11 protein-coding genes are annotated in these 10973 nt (G+C 67.8%); 6 read left to right on the top strand and 5 right to left on the bottom strand.

Features of this window, described 5'->3' with window-relative positions:
• Positions 1–16 precede the first annotated feature (16 nt).
• Complete coding sequence (locus ACXC9Q_RS20700; RefSeq protein WP_457058243.1) at positions 17–1771, bottom strand: MFS transporter; 1755 nt, start codon at positions 1769–1771, stop codon at positions 17–19.
• A 309-nt stretch (positions 1772–2080) separates the two neighbouring features.
• On the opposite strand from ACXC9Q_RS20700, the gene ACXC9Q_RS20695 reads away from it, so the two are divergent.
• The 4 genes from ACXC9Q_RS20695 (at position 2081) to rsrA (ending at position 4705) form a co-directional block, all read left to right on the top strand.
• The gene (locus tag ACXC9Q_RS20695; protein ID WP_457058242.1) at positions 2081–2881 is read left to right on the top strand and encodes an SOS response-associated peptidase; all 801 of its coding nucleotides are present in this window, start codon (positions 2081–2083) and stop codon (positions 2879–2881) included.
• A 117-nt stretch (positions 2882–2998) separates the two neighbouring features.
• Complete coding sequence (locus ACXC9Q_RS20690; RefSeq protein ID WP_457058241.1) at positions 2999–3640, top strand: alpha/beta hydrolase family protein; 642 nt, start codon at positions 2999–3001, stop codon at positions 3638–3640.
• Between the two features lie 127 nt (positions 3641–3767).
• A complete protein-coding gene (locus tag ACXC9Q_RS20685; protein WP_405068480.1) occupies positions 3768–4430 on the top strand; it encodes a sigma-70 family RNA polymerase sigma factor in 663 nt (220 codons plus the stop codon).
• Positions 4427–4705, top strand: coding sequence for a mycothiol system anti-sigma-R factor (gene rsrA / locus ACXC9Q_RS20680; protein WP_328518789.1), 279 nt, complete (start codon positions 4427–4429; stop codon positions 4703–4705). Before ACXC9Q_RS20685 ends, rsrA begins: the two co-directional genes overlap by 4 nt.
• Positions 4706–4741: 36 nt before the next feature.
• Here the strand turns inward: rsrA and ACXC9Q_RS20675 are convergent, their stop codons facing one another.
• The 3 genes from ACXC9Q_RS20675 to ACXC9Q_RS20665 form a co-directional block, all read right to left on the bottom strand.
• Complete coding sequence (locus ACXC9Q_RS20675; protein WP_457058240.1) at positions 4742–5770, bottom strand: tetratricopeptide repeat protein; 1029 nt, start codon at positions 5768–5770, stop codon at positions 4742–4744.
• Positions 5713–6981, bottom strand: a complete 1269-nt coding sequence (locus ACXC9Q_RS20670) for a helix-turn-helix domain-containing protein (RefSeq protein ID WP_457058239.1) — start codon at positions 6979–6981, stop codon at positions 5713–5715. Before ACXC9Q_RS20670 ends, ACXC9Q_RS20675 begins: the two co-directional genes overlap by 58 nt.
• Before the next feature lie 337 nt (positions 6982–7318).
• Positions 7319–7393, bottom strand: coding sequence for a 50S ribosomal protein bL37 (locus ACXC9Q_RS20665; protein WP_369759046.1), 75 nt, complete (start codon positions 7391–7393; stop codon positions 7319–7321).
• A gap of 273 nt (positions 7394–7666) precedes the next feature.
• Here ACXC9Q_RS20665 and ACXC9Q_RS20660 point away from each other — a divergent pair, with 273 nt between their 5' ends.
• Entirely contained in the window at positions 7667–9016 is a 1350-nt protein-coding gene (locus ACXC9Q_RS20660) for an HD-GYP domain-containing protein (RefSeq protein ID WP_457058238.1), read from the top strand.
• Positions 9016–10296: an HD domain-containing phosphohydrolase gene (locus ACXC9Q_RS20655; RefSeq protein ID WP_457058237.1), complete on the top strand. Its 1281-nt coding sequence runs from the start codon at positions 9016–9018 to the stop codon at positions 10294–10296. Before ACXC9Q_RS20660 ends, ACXC9Q_RS20655 begins: the two co-directional genes overlap by 1 nt.
• Here the strand turns inward: ACXC9Q_RS20655 and ACXC9Q_RS20650 are convergent.
• Positions 10258–10884, bottom strand: a complete 627-nt coding sequence (locus tag ACXC9Q_RS20650; protein ID WP_457058236.1) for a DUF5317 domain-containing protein — start codon at positions 10882–10884, stop codon at positions 10258–10260. The two genes, ACXC9Q_RS20655 and ACXC9Q_RS20650, sit on opposite strands and share 39 nt — an antisense overlap.
• Positions 10885–10973: the final 89 nt, after the last annotated feature.

Below are 10973 nucleotides of genomic sequence, written 5' to 3'. Positions count from 1 at the left end.
CGCTTGTCCTGATCGCCTAGGTACGGCGCTCGGCCGGCATCGCCGAGGGCTGCGGCCGGGGTGTCCCGCCCGGTTCGGTGTGGATGTAGCGCGGCCCGCGGAAGAGCGAGGCGGCAGCACCGACCAGCGACATGCCGATGGCGACCGCGAACACGATGACCAAGCCCTGGTGGAAGGGGCCCGAGATCAGCTCGGGGAAGAACTCCTTGCTGGTCAAGGTGCCCAGATCGGCGCCCTTGAGGGTTCCTGCCGGCACGCCGCCGAGCGCTGTTCCGATCGGGTTGTAGCCGAGGAACGCGGCGAACAGGCTGCCGACCGGTGGTTGGTTCCCGATGCCGGCGGCAACCGCCTGCGGTACACCATGAGCGCGTAGGCCGTCCGTCAGCGTGCCCGGCAAGGTCCGCGCCAGCCCGACGATCATCAGGGTGAAGAAGACGCCGATCGACAGCGACGTACCCGAGTTGAGGAACGTGCCGCGCATTCCTGACGCGGCACCCCGCCGGTTGGCCGGGACACTGCTCATGATCGCGCTCGTGTTCGGCGCCGAGAACAGTCCTGAGCCGATGCCGTTGAGCACCAGCAGGCCGGCGAAGGCCCAGTAGCTGAAGTCGGTTGGCAGCAGCATCAGGCCGGCGAAGCTGACTGCGACCAGCAGTAGCCCACCAGTCGCCAGGCTTCGCGCACCGAGCCGGTCCGAGAAGTAGCCCGACAGCGGCCCCGCGAACAGGAACGCCACGGTCAGCGGAAGCAGATAGATGCCGGCCCACAGGGGGGTGCTCGAGAAGCTGTATCCGTGCAGGGGCAGCCAGATGCCCTGCAGCCAGATGATCAGGATGAACTGCAGCCCGCCGCGGCTGACCGCGGACAACAGACCGGCGAAGTTGCCCGCGGAGAACGCCTGGATCCGGAACAGCGACATGTCGAACATCGGGTCTTCGGTGTGCAGTTCGACCACGCAGAACGCCGCCAGCAACGCGCCGCCGCCGACCAGCCCGGTCAGCACCCAGGGATTGGTCCAGCCCATCTCGTGCCCTCCGTAGGGCTGGATCCCGTACGTGATCGCGACCAGGACCGCCGTCACGCCGACCGCGAACAAGGCGTTTCCCCACCAGTCGATGTGTGCCGCCGACTGCTCACTGGTCTCCCGCAGGCTGCGGTAGGACCACACTGTGCCGAGCAGGCCGAACGGGACGGAGACAAAGAACACCAGGCGCCAGTCGACGGGAGCCAGCAGTCCACCGACGATCAGCCCGATGAACGAGCCGCCGATCGCCGCGACCTGGTTGATGCCGAGGGCGAAGCCCCGGCGATCCGCGGGAAAGGCGTCGGTCAGAATCGCGGTCGAATTCGCGAACAGCATCGCGGCGCCGACCCCTTGGACGAGGCGCCAAAGGATCAGCCAGAGCGCGCCACCGCTCTGTGTCAGCGGGTCGAACACCAGTGCCAGGGACCCGATGGTGAACACTGCGAAGCCCAGGTTGTAGATCCGCACCCGGCCGTAGATGTCGCCGAGCCTGCCCAGCCTCACCACAAGAACCGCGGTGACGACCAGGAAGCCCATCAGCATCCACAGCAGGTAACTGACGTTGCCCGGGCGCAGCGGGTCGAGTTGGATGCCGCGAAAGATGTCCGGCAGCGAGATGATCACGATCGACGAGTTGACGGTCGCCATCAGCACACCGAGCGTCGTGTTGGACAACGCCACCCACTTGTAGCGCGGGTGATCACTGTCGACCGCGAACCGGGACGCCGCTTTGTCGCCTGAACTCACTGGGCACTTCCAGAGGATTGGTGGCTTCGTTAGCAAAACTAACTATATCTCGCTACCCGGAGGCATCCCTCCGGGTAGGGCAGCGGGCCGGCGCGGTCACGGCACGACAACGACAGCCGGGGCGTCCTTGCGGCGGCCGGGTGGGGAAAGAATTCGTCACCAGATGCAAACTTCTCTCCCCACCGACCGGACCCTGCACGTCACGCTCCGTCCGGATCCGCACCTCCCGGCCCACCCGCCCTGCCGCCGGTTCGTGCCGTAAGACGACAACGGCGGGAACTGTCCGGCGGCGTCGCTAGGCTGGTCGGTATGTGCGGTAGGTATGCGTCCAGCCGGGACCCGTCCGATCTTGTCGTGGAGTTCGAGATCGAGGCGGGCAACGTCCGCGAGGCCGTGCAGGAGTTGCCGGACAACTACAACGTGGCGCCGACCGACCAGGTGATCGCGGTGGTCGAGCGGAAGAACCGTGAGGTCCCCGACGACACGATCCGCAAGCTGACGACGGTCAAGTGGGGGTTGGTCCCGTCCTGGGCGAAGGACACCTCGATCGGGAACCGGCTGATCAACGCGCGGATGGAGACGATCGCCGAGAAGCCGGCCTTCAAGAAGGCGTTCGCCACCCGGCGCTGCATCCTGCCGGCGGACGGCTACTACGAGTGGTACACGGCCGAGGAGAAGGTGAACGGCAAGCCCGTCAAGCAGCCGTACTTCATCCACCCGGCCGACGGCGGCGTGCTGGCGATGGCCGGGCTGTACGAGATCTGGCGGGACAAGTCGGTCGAGGACCCGGACAAGGACGAGGCCTGGCTGTGGACCTGCACGGTCCTGACCACCACGGCCACCGACGACCTCGGCCGGATCCACGACCGGATGCCGCTGCTGGTCGAGCGGGAGCGGTACGACGCGTGGCTCGACCCACTGTCGTCGGATCCCGACGATCTGCTCGAGCTGTTGGTGCCCGCCGCGCCCGGCCGGTTGGAGGCGTACGCCGTCTCGAGGGCGGTCAGCTCGGCGAAGAACAACGGACCCCACCTGCTCGACCCGCTGCCGCCTGACGGCGTGGATCCCATCGACAAGCCGGCCGCGCCGGAGGAGACCACCCTCTTCTGACGTTTCGTGTCCACTCATTCCAGGTCGTGTCTGGCAATTCCCCGCCTACTGCGCGGCACTCGGCACCTGCTCGCTACGGCGCGGAATTACCAGACACGACGTAGCCCGGATGACAGGATGGGCCGGGTGACCGACGAACGGATTGTGCGGACGCCGCACGGGGACGCCCGGATCGTGGCGCATCGGGCCCGGCGGCCGGTGGCGACGCTGGCCCTCGGTCATGGCGCCGGGGCCGGGATCGAGTCCGGTGACCTGGCCTCGCTGGCCGCCCGGCTGCCGAAGCAGGACATCAACGTGTTCCTGATCGAGCAGCCCTGGCGCCGGGCCGGGAAGAAGCTCGCGCCGGCGCCGAAGGTCCTCGACGAGGCCTGGATCGCGATCATCGGCCAGCTCCGCGTCCGTACCCCGCTGGTGATCGGTGGCCGCAGCGCGGGGGCCCGGGTGGCCTGCCGGACCGCGAGCGGTCTGGGGGCGTCCGGCGTACTCGCGCTGTCGTTCCCGCTGCACGCACCGGGGAAGCCGGAGAAGTCGCGCGTCGACGAGTTGCAGGCGGCCGGGCTGCCGACGCTGGTCGTGCAGGGGGAGCGGGATCCGTTCGGGACGCCCGAGGAATTCCCTCCGCTGACCGAGATGGCCGTCGTTCCGGATGCCGACCACTCGTTCAAGGTGCCGAAGCGGGCGGAGCTGGATCAGCAGGAGGCCTACGACCTGCTGGTCGAAGCGGTGTTCGAATGGGTGAGCCGGGAAGTGTCCGGATAGTGGTCAGCCGCTGACCGGCCCTGCAGGCGGGAATGGCGCTGCGACCGGGCGTGTTGTGACCAACATGATGGCGACGAGAGAGGCTCCGGCGAGGACACCTGGGAAGACCCCGGTATTCTCGATCACGATGCCGACTCCCACCACGACCGAGACACCCGAGCAGCGGACCGCGCGCTTCGAGCGCGAGGCGCTGCCTTTCCTGGACCAGATGTACGCCGCGGCGATGCGGATGACCCGTAATCCGTCGGACGCCGAAGACCTGGTGCAGGACACTTTCGCGAAGGCGTACAGCTCGTTCCATCAGTTCACGCCGGGCACCAACCTGAAGGCGTGGCTGTACCGGATCCTGACGAACACGTTCATCAACGGATACCGGAAGCGGCAGCGTCAGCCGACGCAGTCGCCGACCGAGGAGATCGAGGACTGGCAGCTCACCGCCGCCGAGTCGCACACTCCCGGCGGCCTGAAGTCGGCCGAGGCGGTCGCCCTCGAGCACTTGCCCGACTCCGACGTCAAGGAAGCCCTGCAGACCATCCCGGAGGACTTCCGGCTGGCCGTGTACCTGGCCGATGTCGAGGGCTTTGCCTACAAGGAGATCGCGGACATCATGGGCACGCCAGTCGGCACCGTGATGTCCCGGCTGCACCGCGGGCGGCGCCAGCTGCGTGAGCTGCTGGGGGACTACGCCCGGGATCGCGGCCTGATCCCGACGTCGGACTCCGACGAGAGTGCCGACGCGACGACGCCGGCCGCGAGCACTGACGCGACCGCGGAGAAGGAGGAGTCGTGAGCTGCGGCGAGCACCACGACGTCGACTGCAGTGAGATCCTGCAGCGGGTCTACGTCTTCATCGACAACGAACTCGAGGACGCCAGCACCGACGAGATCCGGCAGCACCTCGAAGAGTGCGCCCCCTGCCTGGACGAATACGACCTGGAACGCTGCGTCAAGAAACTGGTCCACCGCTCCTGCGGCTCCGACCACGCCCCCGACGCCCTCCGCCAGAAAATCCTCCTCCGGCTAACCCAAATCCAGGTGGAAACCACCATCACGACCACCGACTGACGTTTCCAGCGGTCATGGTGTGGGGTCTTCCGTCGATCACCTGACCTGGGAGTCGTCGAAACTGTACGTGTAGTGATCACCGCGCCGAACGAGTTCCAGCAATTCCTCGGCGGCCGCCTCGAAATGCGGCGAGATGTTGTGCAGTACGGCGATCGCAGCCTCGAGGAACTGAATGGCCGCGGGGAAATCGCCGGCCGCGGCGCTGAACTTGCCGTGCTCGAGGATGAAGCAGCCTTCGCGCAGCCGGTTGCCGAGCGGACGGATCAGGCCGATGCCTTCCTCGATCCGCTGGTGGGCTTTCTCGTATTCGCCTCGGCTCGCGAACACGGCGGCGAGACACTGCAGTCCCTGTGACTGCAGATCGTTGTTCTTGGCCCGCCTTCCGATCTCGATGCTCTGCAGCAGCGGTTCGACGGCGTCGTCGAGGCGACCGACGAGCAGGTGGGAGAAGCCGGTGTTGAGGTACCTCTTCCCGAGTGAGCGGGCGTCGCCGACGATCGCGGCCAGCGCGATGCCACGCTCGAACGCCTCGTCGGCGAGGGCGAAGTCCCCGTTGCGGTCGTAGAGCCCGCCGAGCGCGATGTAGGACACCCGTTCGATGGTCTTGTCCCCCTGCTCTTGGCTGAGCCGGAGCGCTTCGATGCCGAGCTCGAGTGCCTCGGGCACCCGGTTGAGTCGTCCGAGCACGTGGGTGGCCGACGTACAGGAGCGGGCCTGACCAAGGCGGTCCGGCAGCGCACGAAACGTCTCGAGGGCTGTCAGCAGGTGTGCCGCGGCGGCGTCGAGGCTCCCGTTCTCCACCTCCGGGATGGCGCGGTCGTGCTCCAGCCAGGCGGCCATCAAGCGCAGATCGAGCTTCTCCGCCAGCTCGACCGAGCCGACGCTCAGCTCTCGCATCTCCACCCATCGGGACCGGGACTCGTGGTAGCCGAACATCGCCAGCGCGAGCTCCGGGAGCAAAGCCGATCCAGCCAGCGACGAGCCGGCTGCCTGGTCACGGCGATCGATCAGGTTGCGTTGCTCGGAGTCGAGCCAGCTGAGCATCGACTCCGCGTCCGCCCCCATCGGAGGTGGCGTGAAGGGGACGGTGGCCAGGGCGATCCGCGGGCTGGTCGCATGGGTCTTGGCCTGGCAGGCCCAGGCGACGCTGGTGTAGAAGCGGAGGATGCGTTCGAGGGCGGCGTCGCGTTCGGGCGGCGTGCGGGGAAGCGCACGGAGCTGGCAATGCTCGCGCGGACGCCGGTCTCGTCGGAGCCGAGGCTGTCGAGCCGGTGTTCCTCGTCGTGGAGGAGATCGACCAGGTGCTGGATCGGCCAGGCCGGGCGGGCGGCGAGCCGGCCGCCGATCAGCCGCACGGCCAGCGGCAGGCGACCGGTGAACGAGGCGAGCATCTCCGCCGCGTCCGGCTCGGCAGCGACGCGGGACTGGCCGATGACTCCGCTGAGGAGCTCGATGGACTCCGACTCCGACAACGCGTCGAGCCGGATCTGGCGTGCACCGGGCAACGCTGCAAGCGAACCACGGCTGGTGATGATCGCGGCCGACCCCGGGCTGCCGGGGAGCAGCGGCAGCACCTGCCGTCCGTCGGCTGCATTGTCGAGGAGCATCAGCATCCGGCGCCCGGCGAGCTGCGATCGCAGCAGGGCAGCCGCTTCCTCGACAGCTTCTGGGATCAGCTGGGCGTCCAGACCGAGCGAACGAAGCAGCTGGCGCAGGGCCTCGGCGGCGCTCATCGGCTGACCCGGCCCGTAGCCGCGCAGGTTGAGATAGAGATGGCCGTCGGGGTAACTGCCGGCCAGTCTGTGCGCGGCTTGAACCGCCAACGCCGTCTTGCCGATACCGCCCATACCGGTGACCGTGACCAGGCCGACGGCATCGCCGCGCAGGCCGGCGGGAGCTCGCAGAACCGACAGCATTGCCTCGACCTGGGCAGCGCGGCCGGTGAAGTCCGGCACCGCGGGCGGCAGTTGCCAGGGCACCGGCAATGCGTCGCTCGCCACCGGGATCTCCGCTTCCGGTGCGGGACTGCGAGGTCCGTGGCTCTTGCCGCGGGCAACGGCCAGGAACTGTTCGGCCTCGCCGGCGTCGAGTCCGAGGGCTGCGGTCAGTGATCGGACGGTGTCCATCCGGGGTCGGCTGCGAGTGCCGCGTTCGAGCACGCTGATCGCCTGCTCGCTCAGACCGGCCTTTTCGGCCAGGGCCGCTTGGGTGAGCCCGGCCCTGGACCGGAACCCGCGCAGGAGTTCGCTCAGGTTCACAGTCGACAGCCCACCCACCTCCCTCACTCGTTGGTCGCCACTCCGCTACGTACGGTGTCAGGACATCCGGCCCTAACTCTAGGAGCATCCGCCGATTGTCCGCCGAAGTTATCCACACCGTCACCTGGACCGGTTCAGGACGGGGGACCTGGAGCCGTTCCCGCGGCGGTATGCGAAGGGGAGTCGCCGGATCGGCCCGCAATACCCAACACTCGTTTGAAACTAGCATTCAGTATGCGCGCGAGGACTCTCCGAATACGGGACCTCTGAGAAAGCTGGTCTGGTGTAAACCTGTGACCAAATTGCAAGGACCCCGGATTTCGCCGGGGTCCTCGCTTTGCGTAGCCGCCCGTTGTCAGGCGTTGGGGCGCTTACCGTGGTTCGCGCCCTTCTTCTTGCGTGCGCGGCGCTTGCGGCCGGTCTTGCCCATTTCTAAGCCTCCTTGAAACAACTGCAAAGAGTCACAGTCTCTCATACCATGGCGGGCTCTTCCTCCCGTGCGGCGGGTCACGGTCTGGCTTACAGTGTTTCGGCGCAGCGAGAATGAGAAAAATACTGATCAGTCAGTGTTGTGCTGTCTGCCCCCCTACGCCCCGGTCCCCCCTCGGGACGTAAGACTGCAACCGCTGAACGGAGGTGCGACATGTTTGCCGACGGCTGGGACTGGTAGTCCGATCGAGTCCGTCCGGGTAGCGTTGCGCGCGTGAACCGGCGGGTGCTGCTTCGGCTCGTGGTGGTCGTCGCGACTGCCACGGCTGCGGTCATTCTCGGATTCGCCGCAGCGCACGCGACGTTTGACGCGCCCACCGTCTGCCTCGGACTGTTGATGCTGGCCGGAACCGTACTCCGGCCCCGAGTGGGACAGATCTATCGGACCTCGCTCGACTATGTGGTTGTCATCGCGCTCTACCTGTTGTCCGGAGTCGCGTCGGCAATCCTGGTCGGCGCGGTCGGTGCCTTGTCCCAGGACCGGCGCCACCCGCTGGTCAAGAAGGTGTTCAACGGCGCACAGTCGGTGATCTGTGCGGCAGCCGGCGGCTTGGTCTTCCACGTCGCCGGAGGTCCGACCGGTGTCGCCGTACTGCGCAATCCGTGGGACGCGATCTGGACCACCACCGCAGCCAATCTGGCCTGGCTGATCATCAACGCGTTGCTGCTGTGCGTGGTGCTGTCGCTCGAACCGGGAGATCCGACTCCGCTCGCGTTCCTGCGGAAGGTCGCGTTGCCGACGTTGCCGTCCCTGCTCGGCTACGGACTGCTCGGGCTCCTGCTCGCGGTCGCCTGGCTGTCCGGTCTGAGTTTTCTCTCGATCGTGCTCATCTTCGTGCCGCTGTACGTCAGCCGTTGGGCGCTCACGCAGTACGAGGCCGAGCGACGGGCGCAGGCTGCGACCATGCGGGCCTTCATCCAGGTGATCGAGACCAAGGACCTCTACACCCGGGGACATTCCGAACGGGTCAGCGAGGGAGTGGGGATGCTCGGCCGCCAGTTGGGGCTGGCCGACGACCGGCAGACGGCCCTCGAGCATGCCGGCCTCCTGCACGACGTCGGCAAGGTCGGTGTGCCGACCAGCATCATCCAGAAGTCCGGCCGGCTGGACGATTCGGAGATGGACGCGATCAGGCTGCACCCGGCCCGCGGGGTCGAGCTGATCGGCAACATCCCGTTCCTCGAAGAGGTCAAGTCCGCCGTGCTGCACCATCACGAGAAGTACGACGGCTCCGGCTACCCCGCCGGACTCAGTGGTGAGAACATTCCGTACTTCGCCCGGATCATCGGCATCGTGGATGCCTTCGACTCCCTGACGTCGACGCGTTCCTATCGTCCTGCGCGGGGCGTCGAGGAGACGCTTGCCATCCTCATCCAGGATCGGTTCAGCCACTTCGATCCCCGCTTGGTGGACGCGTTCGTCGAAGTGATCCGGAAGGACGGCTGGACGACGGCGGCCGACCAGCCGGCGCCGGACGGCACGGTACTGGCCACGATCGATCACGACGACCTCAGCCTCGGTAGCGGTGGCGGAGCGAGCGGCAGTGCGGCAGGGCCGGACTGATGGCCGCCGGGTTCACCGAAGGGCAGGAGCTGCGCCGGATGGGCAGCGGCGTGGTCATCGTCGCGGCCGGTGTGATCCTGGCCGTGATAGCGATCGTCGTGACGGCTCGCTACGGCGTCACGGAATGGGCTTACGCGCTGACCTTCGGTGCGCTGATCGCGATCGGCGAGATGGTGCAGTTCCGCGTCGATCGCATCCGCAACCGGGCTCCGATCGCCACCAGCGCGGCGCTCGGGTACGCGATGTTGCGCGGGCCGTCGCTCGGGCTGCCGCCGGACGTCGCCCAGGTCGCGGCGGTCATCGCCATCGCGACGGCCGCCGGGATCCTGCCGCGGGCGATCGCCGGCCTGCGGTCGGATGTCGTCGTCTCGTGCCGCCGTGGGATCTCCGTCGCCTGTGCGGCTGCGGTCTTCGCCGCCCTGACGCCTGCGGATCTCATCTGGACGGGTCACTGGTCGGACGCGATCTGGATCGGCGGAGCGATGCTGGCCGCGGTCCTGAGCGCCGGCATCAGCGACGCGGTGATCGGTGCCGGACAAGCGACCGAGCGCTACAACCGGCCCTTTCCCGCGGCCTTGCGGGACGAGCTCACGGTGATGACCAGGATCGGCTTGGCCATGGGCATCACGGCGATCCTGCTCGCCACCGGCACGTCGCTGATCGGCCTGTGGGCGCCGCCGGTGGTGATCGTGCCGTTGCTGCTGACGCAGTTCGCCTTTCGGCGGTTTGCTTCGGCGCAGCGGACTTATCGGACCACGGTGCGGTCGATGGCTCGGAGTACGGAGATCGCCGGGTTCAGTAGTCCGGGGCAGAACGCGCGGACGGCGCAGTTGGCGGTGGCTCTGGGCAATGATCTGGGGCTGACTCTGGCGCGGATGGAAGCGTTGGAGTATGCGGCGTTGTTGTCGGGGGTCGGCCAGCTGGCGTTGGCGGATCCCAGTCCTGGTGGGGCTTCGTTGCTGCGGACCCGGGAGGAGCGGCAGCGGGCGGCGGCGATCGGGGCTGCGGTGATCGAGCGGTCGGGGGCGCTGGATCATGTGGCGGAGATCGTGCGGCACTCCAACGATCCGTACCGGCACGGGCGGGCGAACAACTCCGACATCCCGGTCGAGAGCGGGATCGTGAATGTGGCCCTGGCCTACGAACAGCTGGTGGGTGAGGGGACCGGACAGTCGCCGGACAAGGCGATGGAGTCGATCGGCCTGGGAATCGGCGCGGAGTACGACCCGCTCGTGGTCGAGTCACTCCGGTGCGTGATCGGCCGCGGCTTCCGCTTCTGAGGACAGGCGCAGCAGCGCCGGAGTGCCGGCGCAGGGTTCCAGCTCGTCCCACACCGGCGCGGTCTCGGCCGGGACCCGGCCCGATCCGCCCATCCCGGCGTACAGGAGCAGTCCGGCCCCGGCCGCAATCAGTACGTCGCCTGGGCTGACCGCCTGACCGAAGCCCGGGAGAGCGACTGGTACGACGTCTCCCAGCCAAGGCAACCGGGTTGCGGCGTCGGACAGCTCGTGCCGCGGATCGCCCAGGACAGCAGCGCCCACGCCCGCGCGGGACAGAGCAGCGAGCGATACCGGCATAGCGCCGTTCAGAGCCACTACCAGGGCGTTGGAGAAGAACCCCAGCGCCAGTAGGCCGACGCCGGGGTGGCGGAGGTTCAGTCGCAGGAAGACGGCGATGCAGACCGCGGACCCGATCAGTCCGACCGGGTACGCCGTACCACCGAAGAGCGAGCCGAGGAGCTGGCCGATGGCGGCCGCGGCCAGCCAGTGCAGGCCGGTCATGGAGTTGTCGGCCAGTCGCCCGAACCGTCCACCGGTCGCGAGTGCCGCGGCGGCGGCGAGCACCATGACGAGGAGGACCAGCAACACCCTGGCGATTCTGCCGCGCCGGCGGCCCGAATCCGGGCAAGCTGACCCCGCAGCGTGTCGACATGGCGGCAAAACGTGACGGCGACCCT

Source organism: Kribbella sp. CWNU-51, from assembly GCF_054073265.1.
The sequence above is the reverse complement of the archived record's forward strand: the minus strand, read 5'-3'. Positions and strand labels throughout refer to the sequence as shown.

Excerpts from the sequence above, each read along its gene's own strand:
- ACXC9Q_RS20655 (WP_457058237.1), top strand. The coding sequence starts at position 9,016 with ATGGCCGCCGGGTTCACCGAAGGGCAGGAGCTGCGCCGGATGGGCAGC.
- ACXC9Q_RS20675 (WP_457058240.1), bottom strand. The coding sequence starts at position 5,770 with ATGGGGGCGGACGCGGAGTCGATGCTCAGCTGGCTCGACTCCGAGCAA.
- ACXC9Q_RS20685 (WP_405068480.1), top strand. The coding sequence starts at position 3,768 with ATGCCGACTCCCACCACGACCGAGACACCCGAGCAGCGGACCGCGCGC.
- ACXC9Q_RS20695 (WP_457058242.1), top strand. The coding sequence starts at position 2,081 with ATGTGCGGTAGGTATGCGTCCAGCCGGGACCCGTCCGATCTTGTCGTG.
- ACXC9Q_RS20690 (WP_457058241.1), top strand. The coding sequence starts at position 2,999 with ATGGGCCGGGTGACCGACGAACGGATTGTGCGGACGCCGCACGGGGAC.